General features: G+C 72.7%; 14 protein-coding genes. 11 read left to right on the forward strand and 3 right to left on the reverse strand.

The annotated features are described in order from the left end of the window. Positions 1-13 precede the first annotated feature (13 nt). Positions 14-988 (forward strand): UDP-glucose 4-epimerase GalE, encoded by a 975-nt coding sequence (gene galE, locus ACFE7W_RS07835; protein WP_375424181.1) that lies wholly within the window; start codon positions 14-16, stop codon positions 986-988. Between the two features lie 71 nt (positions 989-1,059). Here the strand turns inward: galE and ACFE7W_RS07840 are convergent, their stop codons facing one another. Next, positions 1,060-2,193, reverse strand: coding sequence for a DNA glycosylase AlkZ-like family protein (locus tag ACFE7W_RS07840; protein WP_375424182.1), 1,134 nt, complete (start codon positions 2,191-2,193; stop codon positions 1,060-1,062). A 417-nt stretch (positions 2,194-2,610) separates the two neighbouring features. Between ACFE7W_RS07840 and leuS the strand changes: the two genes are divergently transcribed. Beyond that, complete coding sequence (gene leuS / locus ACFE7W_RS07845) at positions 2,611-5,091, forward strand: leucine--tRNA ligase (RefSeq protein ID WP_375424235.1); 2,481 nt, start codon at positions 2,611-2,613, stop codon at positions 5,089-5,091. A gap of 67 nt (positions 5,092-5,158) precedes the next feature. Here the strand turns inward: leuS and ACFE7W_RS07850 are convergent, their stop codons facing one another. Together ACFE7W_RS07850 and ACFE7W_RS07855 are read right to left on the reverse strand one after the other, a co-directional pair. Next, positions 5,159-6,169: an endonuclease/exonuclease/phosphatase family protein gene (locus ACFE7W_RS07850; RefSeq protein ID WP_375424183.1), complete on the reverse strand. Its 1,011-nt coding sequence runs from the start codon at positions 6,167-6,169 to the stop codon at positions 5,159-5,161. Next, positions 6,169-7,128, reverse strand: a complete 960-nt coding sequence (locus tag ACFE7W_RS07855) for a GNAT family N-acetyltransferase (protein ID WP_375424184.1) — start codon at positions 7,126-7,128, stop codon at positions 6,169-6,171. The genes ACFE7W_RS07850 and ACFE7W_RS07855 overlap by 1 nt, the downstream gene beginning before the upstream one ends. Before the next feature lie 107 nt (positions 7,129-7,235). Here ACFE7W_RS07855 and ACFE7W_RS07860 point away from each other — a divergent pair, with 107 nt between their 5' ends. The 9 genes from ACFE7W_RS07860 to ACFE7W_RS07900 all read left to right on the forward strand — a co-directional run bounded on the left by ACFE7W_RS07860 (position 7,236) and on the right by ACFE7W_RS07900 (position 18,728). Then, the gene (locus tag ACFE7W_RS07860; RefSeq protein ID WP_375424185.1) at positions 7,236-8,093 is read left to right on the forward strand and encodes a DegV family protein; all 858 of its coding nucleotides are present in this window, start codon (positions 7,236-7,238) and stop codon (positions 8,091-8,093) included. A 143-nt stretch (positions 8,094-8,236) separates the two neighbouring features. Next, the gene (locus ACFE7W_RS07865; protein ID WP_375424186.1) at positions 8,237-9,151 is read left to right on the forward strand and encodes a helix-hairpin-helix domain-containing protein; all 915 of its coding nucleotides are present in this window, start codon (positions 8,237-8,239) and stop codon (positions 9,149-9,151) included. Then, on the forward strand, positions 9,138-10,844 hold the full coding sequence (locus ACFE7W_RS07870; RefSeq protein WP_375424187.1) for a ComEC/Rec2 family competence protein: 1,707 nt from the start codon (positions 9,138-9,140) through the stop codon (positions 10,842-10,844). The genes ACFE7W_RS07865 and ACFE7W_RS07870 overlap by 14 nt, the downstream gene beginning before the upstream one ends. 90 nt (positions 10,845-10,934) lie before the next feature. Next, positions 10,935-12,386: a tyrosine-type recombinase/integrase gene (locus ACFE7W_RS07875; RefSeq protein ID WP_375424188.1), complete on the forward strand. Its 1,452-nt coding sequence runs from the start codon at positions 10,935-10,937 to the stop codon at positions 12,384-12,386. After that, positions 12,383-14,110, forward strand: coding sequence for a hypothetical protein (locus ACFE7W_RS07880; protein WP_375424189.1), 1,728 nt, complete (start codon positions 12,383-12,385; stop codon positions 14,108-14,110). Before ACFE7W_RS07875 ends, ACFE7W_RS07880 begins: the two co-directional genes overlap by 4 nt. Beyond that, positions 14,107-16,242 carry a hypothetical protein gene (locus tag ACFE7W_RS07885; protein WP_375424190.1) on the forward strand — a complete coding sequence of 712 codons (2,136 nt, stop codon included), beginning with the start codon at positions 14,107-14,109 and terminating at the stop codon, positions 16,240-16,242. Before ACFE7W_RS07880 ends, ACFE7W_RS07885 begins: the two co-directional genes overlap by 4 nt. Beyond that, entirely contained in the window at positions 16,229-16,654 is a 426-nt protein-coding gene (locus ACFE7W_RS07890; protein ID WP_375424191.1) for a hypothetical protein, read from the forward strand. Before ACFE7W_RS07885 ends, ACFE7W_RS07890 begins: the two co-directional genes overlap by 14 nt. Beyond that, positions 16,651-18,111, forward strand: coding sequence for a hypothetical protein (locus tag ACFE7W_RS07895; protein WP_375424192.1), 1,461 nt, complete (start codon positions 16,651-16,653; stop codon positions 18,109-18,111). Before ACFE7W_RS07890 ends, ACFE7W_RS07895 begins: the two co-directional genes overlap by 4 nt. Further along, entirely contained in the window at positions 18,108-18,728 is a 621-nt protein-coding gene (locus ACFE7W_RS07900; RefSeq protein WP_375424193.1) for a restriction endonuclease, read from the forward strand. Before ACFE7W_RS07895 ends, ACFE7W_RS07900 begins: the two co-directional genes overlap by 4 nt.

Consider the following 18,728-nt stretch of genomic DNA (forward strand, 5'->3'; position numbering starts at 1 on the left):
ACGGAGGAGGCTTATGGCCTGGTTGGTGACCGGTGGGGCGGGCTACATCGGCTCGCACGTGGTGCGGGCGTTCCGCGAGGCGGGGACCGAGGTCGTGGTGGTCGACTCCCTGACCAGCGGGCATCCCGAGTTCGTGCCGGCCGGCGTCCCCTTCGTCCGAGGCTCCATCCTGGACGGCGACCTGGTCCGGCACGCGCTGGTCGAGCACGGCGTGACCGGCGTGGTGCACCTGGCGGGGTTCAAGTACGCCGGGGTCTCGGTGACCAAGCCGCTGCTGACCTACCAGCAGAACGTGACGGGTACGGCGACGCTGCTCGAGCAGATGCAGTCGGTCGGCGTCGACCAGATCGTCTTCTCGTCCTCGGCCGCGACCTACGGCACCCCCGACGTCGACCTGGTCACGGAGGCGACGGCGACCTCGCCGGAGTCACCGTACGGGCAGAGCAAGCTGATCGGGGAGTGGCTGCTGGCCGACCAGGAGCGGGCGGCCGGGCTGCGGCACACCTCGCTCCGGTACTTCAACGTGGTCGGATCGGCCACCCCAGAGCTCTACGACACCAGCCCGCACAACCTCTTCCCGGTGGTGCTGTCGATGCTGACCGAGGGCCGGACGCCGCAGATCAACGGCGACGACTACCCGACCCCGGACGGGACCTGCGTCCGGGACTACATCCACGTGGCCGACCTGGCGACCTCCCACGTCGCCGCCGCCCGCGTTCTCGAGGCCGGCCAGCCGCTCGAGCCCGTCTACAACCTGGGCAGCGGCGACGGCGTGTCCGTGCGCGAGATCATGGACGCGATCGCCGAGGTCACGGGTATCGCCTTCGACCCGGTGATCGCCCCCCGGCGCGGCGGTGACCCGGCCCGGATCGTCGCCTCCGGCGAGCTGGCGGCGCGCGACCTCGGCTGGGCGATGAGCCACTCGCTCACCGACATGGTCGCGAGCGCCTGGGCTGCCCAGCAGCACGCGGCCGGCCGCGCCTCCTGAGAAGAGTGCGTAGCGATCTGCCGCGAGTACGCGGCAGATCGCTACTCCTTGTCCCGTCGAAGGGCGCCCACTCAGCGCCGCACCCCGACCGAGGTCAGCTCGAGGCCCAGCCCGGCCGCCGCCGCCCCCGCCGCAGCTCCTAGCTCATCCTCCGGCGGTGCCCGGTGCCCGGGCAGCAGGGTCACCTCCACCTCCGTGCCTCGGCCGCGCGCGACCGTCCGCCAGGTGCCGACGACACGGTCGTCGTGCAGCACCAGCGGCGCGCACTGCCCGTTGACCTTCGACCAGACTGCGTCCAGCTCGGACGGGCTGAGGAAGCGATGGCGGTGGCTCTGGTGGTAGCCGACCAGGAGGGCGTCGTACTCGGGCAGCAGCCGGACACCCAACCCGCTGGAGCGCACCGGCGGCGGTTCGGCCAGGTCGACGTACTCCTCCTCGCCAGGTCCGGGACCCCGGAGGACCTCCTCGCCCAGCGAGGCGACGGCTGCGTCCACCTGAGCGAGTCCGGACCCGCTGAACCAGGCAAGGTCGCGCCGGGTCAGGGGACCCGCAGCCCGGAGGTGCACCCGGGTCAGCTCGGTCAGCGCTGCGGCGGGGGACACAGGCTCCAGCCCCGGGAGCAGGGCCGACGCCCGGCGGTGGAGAACGTCGGTCCGCTTCTCCCAGCGCTCGTCGGGTGGGCGGCGGAGCAGCCCGCTGTGCCCCCAGACGAGGTTCTCGCGGTAGGTGCCGGTGAGCCGCGTCGCGCTGGTCGACGACTCGTGCTCGACGAGCCACGAGCGCAGGTGGGCCACCAGCTCTGCCCGGCTTCGCCACCCGACGTCGGCGTAGCTCTCCAGCTCGGCCTCGACCTGCGCGGCAGTCCGGCGGGTCAGGCCCAGCTCGCGAGCCAGCGTCCGGCTCCGGACGTTGCGCGCCACCGCGTCCACCCAGGCGTACTGGCCGGCGACGGTGGTGTGCACGGTCCCGCGCAGGCTGCTGGTCTTGACCAGCCGGTAGGCGGCGAACAGATCGCGCACCGTGGGATAGGCCCCGCCGGGCGCCCGCGAGGACGCGGTGAGGAACGGCGCGCGAGGCACCTGGGACTGGACGGGGCCGAGATGGGCGAACAGCGCGAGCACGTCCTCGGGGCCGGTGCCGACCCGTTCGGGAAACTGCCGGCCCAGGGTCGCCGCACGAAGGTCCTCGGCGTTCCAGCGGGTCACCCCGCGCACGTTACCCGGGGACCGGCGCTCCGCCTGCGGAAGCATCCGGACACAGCGAAGCATCTGGACACAGCGAAGCCGGACCCTATGCCTGCTCGGGGGTTCAGGTAAGGGGTCCGGCTTCCCCCCTCATATCGTCGGCTCCGAGCCGATCATTACAACCCGTCCGCACTTTTCGCGCGCTGGGATCCGGAGCACGGAAACCGGAGGGGCGCGGGCAGCCACGCTGGTCTAGGATGTGGGCATGAATGGCGCTCTCCTTCGCTAGCCGCGTAGGCACTTCCTACGCGGCCACCCTCACGTCGACCACCGGCTGAGGGTTTTTTTCTGCCCGCACCTGGGCCCGGAGAGCAACTGGAGGAGCACATCGTGGCCACGACCACCATCACGTCGGACCAAACCTCTGCTGAGACCGCCTTGACCGCAGAGTCCGAGCCGCGCGGCTACGACGCGGCCGCCGCGCAGCAGCGCTGGCAGGAGTACTGGGAGACCGCCCAGACCTTCCTGCCGCGTGACGACGGCTCAGCCGAGCGGGCCTACGTGCTCGACATGTTCCCCTACCCCTCCGGCGACCTGCACATGGGTCACGCCGAGGCGTTCGTGATGGCCGACATCGCGGCCCGCTACCTGCGGCTGCGCGGCTACGACGTGATGCACCCGATCGGCTGGGACTCCTTCGGCCTGCCCGCGGAGAACGCCGCCATCAAGCACGACACCCACCCGGCGGAGTGGACCTACGCCAACATCGAGACCCAGGCGACCTCCTTCAAGCGCTACGGCCTGAGCGTGGACTGGTCGCGCCGGTTGCACACCTCCGACCCCGAGTACTACCGCTGGACGCAGTGGCTGTTCCTGCGGTTCCGCGAGCGCGGACTGGCCTACCGCAGGGACAGCTACGTCAACTGGTGCCCCAAGGACCAGACCGTGCTGGCCAACGAGCAGGTCGTCCAGGGTGCGTGCGAGCGCTGCGGCACGATGGTGGTCAAGCGTCAGCTGAACCAGTGGTACTTCAAGACCACCGAGTACGCCCAGCGGCTGCTGGACGACATGGACCAGCTGCAGGGCCGCTGGCCCGACCGCGTGCTGACCATGCAGCGCAACTGGATCGGCCGCTCCGAGGGCGCCCACGTCGACTTCACGATCGAGCGTCCCGGAACCGAGGACCGGACGGTGACCGTCTTCACCACCCGTCCGGACACCCTGTACGGCGCGACCTTCTTCGTCGTCGCTCCGGACGCCCCGCTGGCCGCCGAGATCGTGGCCGAGGAGCAGCGCCCCGCCTTCGAGGCGTACCTGGCGCAGACGCAGCGGGCCACCGAGATCGAGCGCCAGGCCACCGACCGGCCCAAGACGGGCGTCTTCCTGGGCGTGCACGCCGTCAACCCCGTCAACGGGGAGCGGCTGGAGGTCTGGGCCGCCGACTACGTGCTGGCCGACTACGGCACGGGTGCGGTCATGGCCGTACCCGCGCACGACGCCCGCGACCTGGAGTTCGCGCGGGCCCACGGCCTGCCCGTACGGCGGGTCGTCGACACCGGCGCCGAGGACCCGGCCGTCAGTGGGGTGGCCACCGCCGGTGACGGGACCTACGTCAACTCGGGACCGCTGGACGGGCTGAGCGACAAGGCGGCCGGCGTCTCGACCATGATCGAGCGGCTGGAGGCCGACGGCGCCGGTCGCGGCGCGATCACCTTCCGGCTGCGGGACTGGCTGCTGAGCCGGCAGCGCTACTGGGGCTGCCCGATCCCGATCATCCACTGCGGGACCTGCGGCGAGGTCGCGGTGCCGGACGACCAGCTGCCCGTGGAGCTGCCCTACCTGACCGGTGCGGCGCTGGCGCCGAAGGGCACGTCCCCGCTGGCTGCGGCGACCGACTGGGTCAACGTCGCCTGCCCCCAGTGCGGCGGCCCGGCGAAGCGGGACACCGACACGATGGACACCTTCGTCGACTCGTCCTGGTACTTCTTCCGCTACTGCTCCCCGGGCTACACCGAGGGTCCCTTCGACCCCGAGGACGTGCGGCGCTGGATGCCGGTGACCCAGTACGTCGGTGGCGTCGAGCACGCGATCCTGCACCTGCTGTACATGCGCTTCTTCACCAAGGTGCTGCACGACATGGGGGTCGTCGACTTCGTCGAGCCGATGGAGCGGCTGCTGAACCAGGGGCAGGTGATCAACCAGGGCAAGTCCATGTCGAAGTCGCTGGGCAACGGCGTCGACCTGGGCGCGCAGATCGACGAGTTCGGCGTGGACGCCGTCCGGTTGACCGTGGTCTTCGCCGGTCCGCCCGAGGAGGACATCGACTGGGCCGACGTGTCCCCGGCCGGCTCGCTGAAGTTCTTGTCCCGGGCGTACCGGGTGGCGAGCGAGGTCACCAGCGAGCCCGGCGCCGACCCGGCCACCGGTGACCCGGCGCTGCGCCGCGAGGTGCACCGGCTGCTGGCGGACCTGGAGCAGCTGGTGGAGGGGCAGCGGTTCAACGTCGCCGTCGCCCGGGTGATGGAGCTGGTGAACGCGACCCGCAAGGCCATCGACTCACGGGTCGGACCGGCCGACCCGGCCGTCCGGGAGGCCGCCGAGGCAGTCGCGGTGGTGCTGGGTCTGTTCGCCCCGTACGTGGCCGAGGAGATGTGGGAGCGGCTGGGCCATGCCCCCTCGGTGGCCGACGCGGCCTGGCCGTCCGCCGACGCCAGCCTGCTCGTGACCGAGTCCGTGACCTGCGTCGTCCAGGTGCAGGGCAAGGTCCGGGCCCGGCTGGAGGTGGCCCCCGACGTCGCCGAGGACCAGCTGCGGGCGCTGGCCCTGGCCGAGGAGGGCGTGGTGAGGGCCCTGGCCGGTCGGGAGATCGCCAAGGTGATCGTGCGGGCCCCCAAGCTGGTCAGCATCGTCCCCGCCTGACCCCGGCCCTCACCGACTTGTCAGAACTGAGTTGCCCCAGGGGACAACTCAGTTCTGACACGTGGGCTCAGCCGGCCCGCGCGAGGGTGGTCAGCAGACCGAGGTGGTCGGTGCCGGCCACCCGGACCCGTCGAATCGAGGTGGCGGTCAGCTGGTCGTCGACGAGCACGTGGTCGATCGGAAGCAGCGGCGGGAACGGCCGGTTGGCGGGATAGGTGGGCAGCCAGCCGGCGCCGACCAGGTCGGTGGCGCTTTCCAGGCCCAGCCGGTGCAGGTCGAGCATCGGGCCGTGGTCGTCGACGGCGTTGAAGTCGCCCGCGACCACCAGCGGCTGGTCGAGGTTCGCCGCCGCCACCCGGGCCAGCGCGGCGTGCTCGCTGGCCCAGAGTCCACGGCCGCAGTAGGGGTTGCAGGGGTGGACGGCCATCAGCCGGACCGCGCCCGCGTCCGGGGTCTCGACGGTGGTCACCCACTGCTGGAAGGACGTCGTGCCCAGCAGCTCGCTGTCCCGGAGGGGGTAGCGGGAGTAGACGGCGGTGTCACTCTGCACCCCGTCCGCGCCGCCCGCTGCGTAGGGAAAGCGGTCCAGCCAGCCCCGAGCCGCGAGGTCCGCGAGCGCGTCCGGCGTGGCCTCGACGAGGACCACGACGTCGGCGGCCGAGCCCTGGGCCACCAGCTGGTCGGGGTCGGCGCGCCCCTTGTACAGGTTCAGGCTGAGCAGGGTGAAGGTCGGCGACGCCGCCACCCGCCCGTCGGGAACGAAGAAGGGGACGGTCCACGCCGTGTGCAGGCTCAGCCCGAGCAGCGAGACCAGGGTCAGGACCGCTGCCACCCGCCGCCTCGGCCACACGAGGGCGACGGCGGACACCACCGCCGCCACGACGTAGCCGAGCAGCGCGTAGGGGATGAAGGAGGCGAGGAGCGCCGTCGCGTCGTCCCGGGGCGGCACCAGTCGCAGCACTGTCCCGATCAGCGGGGGGACGAGACAGGCGATGCCGGCGACGAGCAGCGGCCGCGGAGCGCGTCGCCGCGTGGGCGAGTTCGCCGCCGGACCACGGGCGACAGCGGGTGCCGGCATCAGCGGCCCCGCCGCGGCGCCGCCGGGTTCCGCCGCTCGAGCCGCAGCTCGGGGGGGGCGGGTGGGAACTCGCTGTTCCGTCGGTCGGTCGTCTCGGTCCAGCCCAGCGTGGCGTAGAAGGCCCGGGCGCCCGCGTTGCCGGCCAGCACCCAGAGCTTGGCCCACGGGGCGCCGCCGTCGAAGATCTCCTGGACGGCGAACTCCCCCAGTGCGCTGCCGTAGCCCCGGCGGGTGTGGTCGGGGAGGACGCCGAGGTGTCGCAGGGTGTCGTCGTCGAAGGCCACGTAACCGGCCGGGTCGTCGCCGTGCTCGAGCACGAAGATCCGCACCCGGGGGTCGCGTAGCAGCCGGCGCCATCGGCGGGTGACCGCGGTGACCGGGTAGGGGTGTTCCTCCGGCGGGAAGAGGTGGCTGAGCGCCTCCTCGCTGGCGGCACGCTCGAGCCGGGTCAGCAGCCGGCTCTCGTCGGGGCGTGCCCGGCGGATCCGCAGCCCCGTCTCCTCGTCCTCCAGCGGCGGGTCGTGCTCCTCGAGCAGGTCCAGCAGCTCACTGGTGACCCGGTCGGCCCGGGTCAGGCGGCCGCGGCGCGCGGCGAAGTTGGACTTCTGCACGCACCAGGCCTCGGCCGTCGCGTCCGGGGAGGCGACCACCAGCCCGTTCTCCCCGGGGGCGATCACCCGGACGTCGTCCCAGGCGAAGTGGTGGGTGGAGAACGGGTTGACCACGGTGACGCCGTCCCGGTCGACCCGCAGCCGGGGGTGCAGCCCGAAACGCCAGGCGTAGAGGATCGCGAGCAGGCTCAGGGTGCCCAGCAACGCCGGGACCACCCAGCCGCCGTCGGCGGTCCAGACCAGGTAGGCCAGTGCGGGGACGGCGGTCGCCGCGGCCACCACGAAGACGATCACGACGGCGAGCGTGCCGGGGGCCGCGCGCCACACGCGACGGTCGTCCAGGCCCATCGGTCACTACCTCCGCCCAGGTGTAGAGCTCGGGGGCGGCGCCCACCTCGGTTGTGCTCCACCGCGCCGGTCGCTGCTCGCCGGAGCGACAGCCCTAGGCTGTCGGCGTGGCGGGCGTCGCGGTGGTGACCGACTCTACGTCCTCCCTCGCCCCCGGGAGCACCACACGCACGGGTGTGCGCGTCATCCCGCTCCAGGTGGTGATCGACGGGGTGAGCCGACCCGAGGCCGACGTCAGCCCGGCGGAGGTCGCCGCCGCCCTTCGTGCCCGACGGGTGGTCAGCACCTCGCGGCCGGCCGCCGAGACGTTCCGGACGGTGTACGCCGAGCTGGCCGCGGAGGGCTTCCGCGGCGTGGTCTCGGCCCACCTCAGCGGCCGGATCTCCGGTACCGCAGCCGCGGCCGAGCTGGCGGCGGGCGAGGTCGCCCTGCCGGTGCGGGTGGTGGACACCCGGGTGATCGCCATGGCTGCCGGCTTCGCGGTACTCGCCGGCGCCGGGGCTGCGAGGCAGGGTGGCGACCTCGCCGACGTGGCCGACGCGATCGGTCGACGCGCGGCGGCCACCTCGACCTGGTTCTCGGTGGCCGACCTGGAGCACCTGCGCCGTGGGGGGCGGATCGGAGCGGCCACGGCCGCCCTGGGCTCCGCCCTGGCCGTCAAACCGATCCTGACCGTCCGCGACGGCAGGATCCGGTCGCTGGAGCGGGTCCGGACGACGTCGCGGGCCCTGGACCGGCTCCTGGAGCTCGCGGCGGGCGCCGTCTCGGCCGCCCGGGTCCGGGGCGAGGCCGTCGAGGTCGCGGTCCACCACCTGGACGACGAACCCGCGGCCCGGCGGCTGGCTGAGCGGCTCGAGGCGCGGGCCTCCCTACCGGAGCCGGCGGTGGTGGCCGAGGTCAGCGCGGTGCTGGGGGTGCACGTCGGTCCGGGGACGGCCGGGGTGGTCGTCTCGCCGGTCGTCTGAGGGCGACTGTCGCATTCCGGGGCTGTCCCGAGCTGTCCAGCACCGCCGGCCCCCCGGTTGTCCCCAGGATCGACGTGCACGGTCGTCATCCACAGGCTCGGCTTCCGCGCGCACGGTGGCGGTCCGGTCCTTAACGTCCCGGTGTGCCCAGACGAGGAGATGCCGACCCCCTGCTCCTGCAGGCGGTGAGCGAACGACTCGCCCGGCTGCTGGCCGAGACCGCCCCGAGACGGGCGGCGGACGAGGCGGAGGACGTGGCGCCCAGCCCTCCGACGGAGGTTGCCGGGTCCGGCTCGTGGCTGGACACCGAGCTCGTCGGCGTCGACGACGTGCCGCCGCCCCGCCGCTTCGGCCGCCGGCACCTCGTCGTGGTGTGCGCGCTGTTGCTGGTCGGTCTGCTCTGGGCCGGGTGGTCGATGCTCCGGGCCCGGCCGGTGGCGCTGGCTTCGCCGGTGACGGTCTCGGTGCCGGCGACACCGAGCAGCTCGGTCGCACCCGCACCGGCCGGCGCCGCGACGCCGGCCACTTCGGGCAGCCCCGCCGCCACAGCCGTACCGTCCGGGCCGGCGGGGGTGGTCGTGCATGTGCTGGGTGCGGTCCGCAAGCCCGGACTGGTGACACTCAAGGACCCGGCTCGGGTCCAGGACGCCGTCGACGCGGCCGGCGGCTTCAGCCACGAGGCCGACCCCGGCGACCTCAACCTCGCCCAGCTGCTGCAGGACGGCCAGCAGGTGGTGATCGGGACGGCGGACAGACCGACGGGAGAGGTGCGGGGTGGTCCGGCCGGTGGTTCCGGTTCTGCGGGGAACTCCGGCCCGGGCAGCTCCGGTACGGGGTCCACCGGAGCCGGGTCGGGGGACACCGGCGCGGTGGTCGACCTGAACACCGCGACCGAAGCTCAGCTGGAGGAGCTGCCGGGCGTGGGCCCGGTGACGGCGGGCAAGATCGCCGCCTGGCGTACCGCTCACGGACGCTTCAGCCGCATCGAGGAGCTGCAGGAAGTCGACGGCATCGGCCCCAAGACCTACGCCGAGATCGCGCCACATGTCCGTGTCTGAGCCGACCGACGGTCCAGGATCCGCTGGTGAGTCGGGACCCACCGGGCGCGACCTGCGGACGGTGCCGCTGGCGCTCGGGGGCTGGGCCGCCTGCTGGATCGGTACCGGCGGCCGGGGCTGGCTGGTGACGGCTGCGGTGCTCACCGCGGCGGTCGCCGGGGCGGCGGCGGTCGCCGCCGGCACCCGGACCCGGCGGCGTGGACGGTCGTCCGGAGCCGCTGGTCACGTGGGGGACCGGGCCGTTCGACCCTGGGTACTGGCCACCGCGGTGACGGTGGCGGTGTGCGCGGTCCTCGGCGCGTGGCAGGTGCACCGGCTCGGCTCGGGACCGTCGGCCGACCTGGCCCGCGACGGGGCCTGGGTGAGCGCGCGAGCGCTGATCCGCAGCGACCCGCACAGCTACCCCGCCCGAGGAGCCCTGCCGCCCCTGGTCACGGTGCGGGTCGAGGTGCGCGAGCTCCAGGGCCGGGGCAGCGGCTGGCGGGTCCGGGCCCCCGTGCTGCTGAGGGTCAGCGGCGCGGCCGGCGGCGACTGGGCCAGGCTGCCGGTCGGGACGTCGGTGGCGCTGAGCGGCCGGCTGCAACCGGCCGAACCCGGTGACGACGTGGCCGCGAGCCTCCAGGTGCGAGGACCGCCCGAGGTGGTGGCACGGCCTGGACCGGGGCTGCGGCTGGTGGAGCGGGTCCGGTCGGGGCTGCGCGCGTCGGTTCAGCACCGTCGCCCCGAACCGCGCGCGCTGGTGCCGGCCCTGGTGCTGGGGGACACCTCGGCACTCACGCCGGAGCTCCAGGCCGAGTTCCGTACGACCGGTCTCACGCACCTGACCGCCGTCTCCGGCGCCAACCTGACCCTGCTGCTGGCCTTCCTGCTGCTCGCCGCCCGCTGGCTCGGCGTCCGGGGTTGGTGGCTCCGGCTGGTGGGGCTGGGCGCCGTGGTGGTCTTCGTGGCGTTGTGCCGGACAGAGCCGAGCGTCCTGCGAGCGGCGGCCATGGGTCTGGTGGCCCTGGCCGCGCTCGGGTCGGGCTCCCGTCGCGCCGGCCTCCGCAATCTCGCGGTCGCGATGGTTCTCCTGCTGTTGCTGGACCCCTTCCTGGCCCGGTCCTGGGGCTTCGCCCTGTCGGTGCTGGCGAGCGGTGGCATCATCTGGTGGTCGCGGCCATGGGCGGACGTCCTCGGACGCTGGGCGCCGCGCGTGGTGGCCGAGCCCCTGGCCCTGGCCCTCGCCGCCCACCTCGCCACGTTGCCGGCCGTGGCGGCCCTGTCCGGCACCGTGAGTACCTCTGGGCTGTTGGCCAACGCCGTGGCGGGACCGTTCGTCGGTCCGGCCACCGTCCTCGGCTTCGCGGCGGCCGGCAGCTCGCTGGTCAGCAGCCATCTCGCCGCGATCCTGGCCTTCGGCGCGGCCTGGTCGGCGCAGGTGATCCTCTGGGTCGCACACGTGGGCGCGGGACTGCCCGGCGGGTCCCGGGCGTGGCCGACCACCCCCGCCGCCCTGGCCCTGCTCGTCGTGGGCTGCGCGGCCGGCGCCTGCGTGGTGCCGTGGGTGCTGGCCCGACGCTGGCTGTCCGTGCTCCTCGCGGTGCTGATGGTCCTGGCCCTGGCGCGGGCCCCGACCGTCCCGGGCTGGCCGCCGTCGGGCTGGCGGTTCGTGGTCTGCGGCAGCTTCCCTAGTAGAACCTGCGTGTTGCCGTAGGTCGTGTTGCTGTCCAGGTGATACCGCTGGGACTCCAACATCGGGGGGCGCGGCGTGACGGGGTGGCGGGTTCATCGAGTCGGGGCTGTCGTGCCGGCGCGTACGGCGGAGGACCTGTGGAGTGCGGCCGAGCTTGAGCGGCGCGAGGCCGAGGTGCGGATCCGGCCGGGTTCGGCGTTCATGACCAGCCCGGAGGGCGGGGTCGACGCGGTGTTGACGTCGTACTTCAACTCGGCGCCGTTCTTGCGGCTGGCTGATGCGACGCAGGAGTCGTACTTGAAGGACTACCGGCTGTTCTTCGACTTCTTGTGGCGGCGCTCGAGGTCGTGGTCGGAGGCGACCCGCGACGACGTGGAGGACTACGAGGACTGGCGGCGCAGGGCTCCGACGAACCCGCGCCGGGTCGGTGGCTCGAAGTGGATGCGCGAGCTCGCAGCGCTGAACCGGCTCTACCAGTGGGCGGTTGCAACCGGCCAGATCGCGGCGAATCCGGTGGCGACGCGGGTGCGGGTGACCCGTGACGGGCAGATGGTGCAGACGTTGGACGCGGCAGCCCACGACGTGGTGACAGCCGACGTGAAGTGGTTGACGCCGCGGGCGTGGTCACGGTGGCGCGACGTCGGCCTGCTCGGCCTGGACGCTTCCGGGTTGCCGGACGGTACGTTCCGCGGCAGGAACGGCGACCGGAACGCCGCCTACGCCGACCTGCTGTTCGACAGCGGACTGCGCCGCACCGAGGGCGCCTCATTGCTCGTGCTGGAGCTTCCCGCTGTTGCCGAGGGTTCTCGCTACCAGCGGGGTCGCCTGGCGACGGCAGTGGCTAAGAACGGGTCGGGGCGCCCGTTCTACGTGACGACAGCGACGCTGCGGCGCATCGGCGCCTATCTGGCGACGTCGCGGGCGGACGCAGTCCGCGCTGCTCAGGAGGCGGGTCGCTACGACCGGGTCCCCGGCAAGCTGCTCGTCGAGAAGACGGGCCTGGCGCCGGTGCCGGTGCTGCGCTGGGTCGACGAGGCCACCGGGACGGCGGGGGAGGGCCGGCTGGACCGGCTGCCGGTGCCGCTGCGCGAGCGGCTGTTCGTGCGCGGCCCGGACGGGCTGGAGCCGGCGTGGCTGTGGGTGGGCGAGGACGGGATGCCGTTCCAGGGCCACTCGTGGGAGGCGGTGTTCTCCGCGGCGTCGAAAAGGTGCCGGCGGCTGTTGGGGCCCGGGGCGCCGTTCTGCACCCCGCACATGGCGCGGCACTCGTTCGCGCTGACGATGCTGGTCGCGTTGCAGCACGTGCTGGACACCCGGTTCGGGCTGGACGCCGAGCAGCGCCGCGACTTCGCTGCGCTCTACGGCAACCCGTGGCGGATGGTGAAGGACCTGCTCGGGCACCGGTCGGAGGACACCACCCGCAACATCTACCTGGCCCCGGTCCAAGACGTGCAGATCCGTTCGCTGCTGGAGGGCGACCTCGCCGCGGGGGCAGAGTTCTTGCAGGCGGTGGCTGCCGCGAGCGGGCGGGTGCAGGACGTCGCCCCGAGTGGGGGACGGTGACCAGGGGCCGGGCGGCGGCACTGCCCGAGGCCGGGCACCGCCGGCCGGACGTGCTGCAGGACTTGGTCGTGGTCCACGTCAACGAGAAGGGCGACCGGACGACCCGCTACGACTTCTCCACGCTGCCGGTGCCTGAGGTGCTGCAGCGCGAGCTCGCCGCGGTCTTCGCCGACCGGGTCCGACCGACCGGGCCGTGGCGGAACCTGCCGACCAGCCGCCAGGGCTGGCAGATGCTCGGCCAGTTCGCCCGCTGGCTCGCCGACCAGGACCACGTGACCAGGTCTCTTGCTGAGGTTGACCGGGCCGTCTGGCTGCGCTGGACGTTGTCGCGGCCCAGCTCGCCGGGCGGCCGCCGGGCGGTGCGCGTGGTGGCCCTGCTGCTGCGCGACCAGCCAGCGGTGCCGGCCGGCGCCCGGCGGGAGATGGCGCGCCGCCACCCTGACGCCAAGGCTGACGAGCCGTCCTACAGCGACGACGAGCTGAAGCAGATCAGCGGGCACGCCCGCGCGGTCTTCGGGCCGGCCGAACGTCGCATCGCCACCAACGTCGCGCACCTGGAGGCGTTCCGGGCCGGCTCGTTCGCCGAGGGCAGCGACGACGCCCGGCTCGGCGAAGCGCTGGAGGTCTTGGCGACGACCGGCGACGTGGCCCACCGACGCTGGCCCGGCTCGGGCGGCAGGCACGTGGCGCCCGACGTCCAGGCCGTGCTGGGCGGGGCGGTCGCCGAAGTGACGTGGAAGCGGCTGTTCCTCGACGAGCACGAGGCCTTCGCCGCCGCCGTGCTGCTGGTGTGTGAGCAGGGCTGGAACTACACCACCGTCGTCGAGCTGCGCACGCCCACCGACCTCGGCGGCGACCCGGGCCGGCCGCTCTACTCGGTGCAGCTGGAGAAGCGCCGCCGCCACCCGCCGCACCGCTACGAGACCCGGTCCCTGCCCGACGACGGGCCCCGGTCACCGGGCCGGCTGCTGACCCGGATCCTGGCCGCGACCGAGCCCGCGCGAGCGTTGCGTCGCGCCCACGGGAAGCCGTCGGACCGGCTGTTGGTGTTCCGTCTCGCCGTGGTGATGGCGTCGACGTCTCCCAAGCCGGCCGACTACGTCAGGGACGACCTCCGCACCGCGGTGCACTCGCAGGCGAAGTGGCGGGCCGCGACCGGGGACCGGGTCAACTTCCGCCGGATCCGGAAGGCAGTGAACGTGCGGCACCGGCGGGAACCGAACCAGAACAGCCGCGACACCCACGACGCGGCCTACGTCCTCACCGACCCGCACACCGCAGCGGAGGCCGAGGCGGTCATCGCCCGCGGCGTCGGGAACGCGATCGAGCACGCCCGCCGGGTCGTGGCGGCCGTCGCCGGCCGCGACGAGGCCGCCACGGCGGACACCGCGACCGCGGGCTGCACCGACCACACCCGCAGCCCGTTCTCCACCTGGGGCGTTCCCTGCACCGCCTCGTTCCTGCTCTGCCTGGCCTGCACCAACGCCGTGGTGATGCCGCGGCACCTGGGCCGGCTGGCACACCTGCACGAGTCTCTGGCCCGGCTGCGCGACTCGCTGCCGCCGGCGGTCTGGGCTCAGGACTGGGCCCCGCACTACGCGCGACTGCACGACCTGCGCACCAACCACTACACCGACGCCCAGTGGCGGCAGGCGCTGTCCTCCCTAACCGAGGCGGACCGGGACCTCGTCGGCGCCCTCCTCGACGGGCAGCTCGACCCATGACGGGCCGCGCAGGCGCAGCCCTGGAGGTCGAGGCGGCCGACGTCACGCCGCCCGCGGACGACGACCTGATCTTCACCGGCACCTCGCCGTTCCCCGCCAGCCCGGTCCCGCGTTTCGGCGACGACGTCTGGTCGTTGGACTTCTTCGACGCCAACCCGACCAGCAACCCGGCCACCATCCACTGGGCCGACATCGGAGCCACCTTCCGCCCGCACCTGAAGCTGGCGGCATGGGCACTGCTGAACCTGCCGTTCCCCGACGAGATGCGACGGGCGCACGCACCCCAGATCCGCCAGACGCTGGGCGCCTTCTCGGTCTATCGGACCGTGACCCGGTGGAAGCTGCTCACCCGGTGGCTCGACGGGCGCGGCGTCACCGACCTCAACAAGTTGACGTCGACGCTGATGGGGGACTACCTCACCTACGAACGCGTCGAACGCGGCCTCGCCGCCAACTCTCTCGGCAACGACATGACGGCGGTCCTGCGTCTGTGGGTCATCGGCCAGCAGCTTCCCGCGGTCGCGCTGGCCGGGCGGCCGCCGTGGCTGGGAGGCGGTCAGCAGGACTACCTGGCCACCAACATGCGCGGCGGGGAGAACATCACCGAACCGATCGCGGCGGCCACGATGGGCGCGCTGCTGCACCGAGCGCTGCAAATGGTCGAGCACGGCACCGAGCCGGTCCTGACCGCCTACCGCTTCCGGAAGATCCCTGAGACCGTGGCTGCCGAAAAGGCGGCTGCGGGGGACCGGCGCCGTGACGGCGCAGCCCGGCTCGACGCCTACCTGGATCACCTGCGCGCCACCGGAGCACCGATCCCCGCCCGGCACGGCGGCCACGGGGTGGCCATCGACGTGCTGCACGTGGCCTGCCTGAACCAGGTGACCTTGGACAGCGCCCACGCCTGGGCCAAACGAGACGACGTCGTCCGCTACGCCACCGGCCACCGCTACTCCCCGGCCCGCCGTGTCGAGGTGAAGGTCCCTCTCGAGCTCGACGCGGAGGCGGCGCAGATCCTGCCCGCCGCAGTGATGGTCGACGAGATCTTGACCCTCGTCAGCCTGCTCGAGGCTGCCTGCTTCATCGTGATCGCCTACCTGACCGGGATGCGCACCGGCGAGGTGCTGGCCCTCGAAGCCGGCTGCCTGCGACCCAGCAGCCGCGACGGCGGCTGGATGCTGATCCACTCCCGCCACTTCAAGTCCGTCCGCGACGAGCACGGCAACCACGACTCGCGCGGCGAGGTGCGGGGCACGCCCTGGGTCGCGGTCGCCCCGGTCGTGCAGGCGATCCGCGCCCTCGAGGCCCTGCGCGGCGGCCGGGGGCTACTGTTCCCGGCCACCTGGAAGTGCCTGCGCAAGCAGGACTCCCGGTCGCGGTCCCGCCACGCGATGGTGGCCAGCGTCACCCGGTTCGTCGACCACCTGAACGCCCGACAGGCCGGCACCGTCCCCGACGACCCGAACGGCACCATCTCGCCGATCAGGTTCCGCCGCACCCTGGCCTGGCACCTGGCGAACGAGCCCCGCGGGCTGGTCGCCCTGGCCATCCAGTACGGCCACCTCCACACGGCGATCTCGGAGGGCTACGCCAGCCGGACCAAAGACGGACTGCAGGAGCTCGTCGACTTCGAGACCGCCCGCTCGATCGCGGTCCGCCTCAGCCAAGCCCGGGAAGACCTCAGCAGCGGCGAGGGCGTCTCCGGGCCGGCCGCGGCCAGCTTCGTCGCCGCGCTCGACGAGCAGCACGAGCAATTCAACGGGATCGTGACCAGCCAGCGCCAAGCCGCCAGCCTGCTGCGCAACCAGCGCCTGACCGTGTTCCAGAACGAGAAGACGTTCCTGTGGTGCCACTTCCGCCGCGACGCCGCCCTCTGCCTCAGCCCGGCCGAGCCCGGCTCGACGACCACGCCGCGGCTGGACAAGTGCCGACCGACCTGCGGGAACGTCGCCCGCACCGACAGCCAAGCAACCCAGCTGCGCGACGAAGCCGGCCGGCTCGGCCACCAGGCCGAGCTGATGCCGAAGCCGGCCGCCGACCGGCTCACCGCGCACGCCGACACCCTCACCACCCACGCCGACCGGCACGACGCCGAACGCCAGACGCTGGAGGACTTCGATGGCCCTCGATGAACGCCGACTCATCCGCGACGCCATGGACCGCCTGCTCACCGGACAACCCATCCGCAGCACCGGCGCCCTCACCGTGGTCGCCCTGGCCGAGGAAGCCGACGTGAAACGGCACCTGCTGACCCATCGCCACCCCGACCTCAAGGACGAGTTCTACGCCAAGGTCAGGGCCCAGGGCGACGTCCCGCAGAACGAGCTCGACCTCCGCGCCAGGGTCGCCGACCTCGAAGCCAAGGTCGAGTCGTTGAGGTCGGACCGCGACACCGCCCGAGCCGAGGCCGCAATCCTGCGGCGGATGAACAACGTCCTCGCCGCGGAGAAGGCCCAGACCGACTCGCAGGACGCCGGCCGCTTGAGGTCTCGTCTTACCGCCGTCAACAACCTCGAGGACCTCGACCTTGCGGGTCGACCATGACGAGCAAGCTGGCCTTCCTGCCCTCCGGTGTCCTGGGCCGTTTCTGGGCCCTGGACACCGACATCCGACCGACCGCCCCCCTCGACGAAGCCGAGGCGGTCAGCGGGCATCTGCAGCTCGTCGGCGGAGTCGTCCAGGTCAAGACGCAGCGGCCGGCCGGCCGCACCCTCGCCGACCTGCACAGCCTCTTCAACGGGTTGGCGGAGGGAGCCGACCCGACGCCCCGGTGGCTATTCGGCATCACCGAGGTCGGCTCCGTCGTGGTGCCGGTGGTGACCGGGGAGGGCCTCACCCAGTCCCTGGGAGGCAGTCAGATTTCGACCCGGACCTACCGCGGACCGACGATCGCCGTCGGCGTCGGTAGCGCGAGTGGCCCACGGGTGACTCGGCTGACCGTCGACCTGCCCTTTGCGGCCTGGGCCGGCTTCGAGCCGATGACCAGACGGATCCATCTCGACCACGAGCAGCGCTGGGACGCGCTCGACATCAACCTGCGCGGCACCGAGGAGCAGCCCTGCGGCCGTGTCGGCCCGATCGCGGTGGCCCTGCGCGGCGGCTGGGCCCAAACCGAGGACGATCAGGACCACCTCACTTCCGTCAGTACCGCCCTCCAGGTCATCACCACCTCCAAGAGGCCGACCGAGCACACCCACCACGTCGACGTCGCGATGGCTGTTCAAGACCTCCTCAGCCTCGCCTACGGCCGCTTCTTGCCGTCACCGCGCGCCCGCATCGTCCTCGAAGGAGCCGAGTCCGAGCGGACGGCCGCCTCGTTCTACCACCGCGGCCTCGTCGAGCCTGCCGTTCTCTCACCAGACCGGACCGGGAACCGGCAGCAGGACAAGACGCCGCTGTTCAGCCTCGCCGACCTCGGCGGACCCACTGCGGTCGCCCGCTGGGTGACGCTGGACCGACGGTATCCCGACGCAGCCAATGCCGTCCGGGTCCGCGACCGCACCCCGACAACCAACCCCACACGCCGGGTCATCGAGCTCGGCGCCGCGATCGAGCAGTACGTCGCCACGGTGATCGATGGGGCGCGCCGAGCACGCCGTCCCGTCCCGCGCTGGACCGAGACCCCACCCTACGAAGCCGCCCTGGCGCTGAACGCCGGCGCCAGCTTCGCCGCCTACGTCGGCGACCCGCAGGCGTGGGCCGAGATGTTCCACTCCGCCTACCTCGGGGAGAAGCACCACAGGGGCACGCGTCTCCCGGCCAACGAGCTGGTGATGCTGTCCTCCAGCGCCCAGCTGCTGTTGATCGCCACACTGCTGAACGGGGCTGGCCGCAGCCACCGGGCCAGCGCCGCGATGCTGGACGACTACCGCCTCGCAGGGCTGGGCGAGGCGGTCCGACGGTTGGTGGTGCAGGCCACGCCATCTCAGCCTCCCCGCCGTCGTCGAGGCAGGGCGGCGCCCGCTTCGCCAAGGGCTTCCTCGGTCGCAGGAGCAACGTGACTGCCGACGACGACGTCGCCGCCGTGACGGCCCGCTACCCGGCAGGGGAGATCAGGCCGGCTGAGTTCGAGCAGTTCGTCGTCGACCTGCTCAGCGCGCTGGGACCTGCGGCAGGCGCGGCTCCCGTGGTGACCCTGCACGACAAAATCGAGGGTGCCGACGGCACCTACGACTTCGACGCGACCGCGCGGTTCAACTGGGGAGGGATGAGCTTCTTGGTGCTGGCCGAGGCCAAGCTGCACAAGCACCCCATCAAGCGAGAACTCGTGCAGGTGCTCAACGACAAGCTCCGCAGCGTCGGCGCGCAGAAGGCAGTCATGTTCTCCACCGCGCCCTACCAGAGCGGCGCCTTGAGTTACGCCAAGGCTCACGGCATCGCGCTGGCCACGGTCACCGAGGGCCGTCACACCTACGAGACCCGGTCCAGGCAACCCGCGCCGCCCCTGACCCGCCAGCAGGCCGCCGAGTGGGGCATCCCGCCATTCGTCGCGCACGCTTACACGACCGGCGTCGATCCCGGCACGACATTAGTCCTGCGGCTGAGCAGCGAAGACCCCGACTATGTGGCGGAGGTTCTCCTGCCGCGCCCAGGCCCCACCCGATCAGAGAAGTCCTGA

The organism is uncultured Friedmanniella sp., assembly GCF_964244285.1.
Taxonomy (GTDB): Bacteria; Actinomycetota; Actinomycetes; order Propionibacteriales; family Propionibacteriaceae; genus Microlunatus.